Here is a 1,172-nt window from a genome sequence, read left to right as displayed (position 1 = left end):
CCCGGCGCAGGCGCGGCAGCGTCCTCCTGCCCCGCCCGGCTGTGGGTGCGTATGGGCTGACCGGATGCCGCCGCCGTGGCGCGCGTGTCGGGGCCCGGCACGGGCATGTGTGTACCGGGACCGGCTGTGAGAGCCGAGGAAGGGGTGGGCCTGGCATCGGGTGTGTGGGCGTCAGGTGTGTTCGTGTGGAGGGTGGTGTGGATGTGGTCGCGGAAGGCGGTGAGGTGGGTGGTGGTCTGGGGCCAGTCGCGGCGGGCCACCGCCGCGTCGGCGGGGGCGAGGAGGCGGCGCTGCTCGGCGGGGGCGAGGCCCGCCTCGCCGGCCAGCCGGCGCAGGTGCTGCATCGCCTGGAACGCGGCAGCAGGGCGTTCCAGCAGGAGACCTGCGCGGTCGGCGTCATCGGTGGCGGGCCGGGTCAGCTCCTCGGGTACCTGCCAGCGGTGCAGGGCTTCCTCCAGCCGCGCCCGTTCCCCGGTGGCGAGCAGCGGGCGACCGGTGGCGGACTCGGTGGCCAGGCGCGGAGCGGGTGAGAAGGGCGTGGGCCGGCCGTCCCCGGGCCGCGCGGCTGCGGGTGCCGTGTGGCCGAGGGTGAGGCGCTCGGGGATGTCGAGGCGGACCTGACCCGACCGGGGCAACTGTGTTCCCCCGGTCGGGGACCAGGACGTTGCCGGCGGGGTGCCTGCGCCGGTGGCCGGCAGCACGCTGCCCACAGGCAGGGCATTCCCCGCAGGCAGTGTGTTCTCGCCGGGGCCGGGCAGGGTTCGGTAGGGCGGGGCCGGTGTGGAACCACCGTGTCCGGCACCGTCGTCACCGGGCAGACCTCCGCCGCCTCCGGCGGCTGCGGGGCCGTGCCCGGCGGCGGGATCGTGCCCGGGTGTTCTGTTGGCCAGTGCGGGATCGGGGTCGGGGAATGGGGGTTTGTGGTGGGGCAGGTCGAAACCCAGACGCCCCTTGATCCAGTGGCCGAGTTTGACGGCGCCGATGTGTCCGATGCCGCTGCCCAGTGCGGCGCCGGCGCCGCCGGCGGTGGTCATCCAGGACGTGGTGAACCTTCCCGTCTCGTTGAGGTTGAAGAAACCCTCGGACAGGTTCATGGCCGCTGCCTGGAAGCCGGCTTCGGGGAAGGCACGGACGAACTTCATCCACGACGGTGAGGGCAGCGCGCGGGCCAG

The 1,172-nt window shown here is 74.3% G+C and carries 1 pseudogene; it reads right to left on the bottom strand.

Features of this window, described 5'->3' with window-relative positions:
• Positions 1–1,172: pseudogene (locus ACFC02_RS42760) on the bottom strand (hypothetical protein); the annotation flags it as partial.

Origin of the sequence: Streptomyces sp. NPDC056160 (assembly GCF_042268205.1) — a bacterium.
Taxonomy (GTDB): Bacteria; Actinomycetota; Actinomycetes; order Streptomycetales; family Streptomycetaceae; genus Streptomyces.
This window is presented reverse-complemented; position numbering and strand designations above follow the sequence as displayed.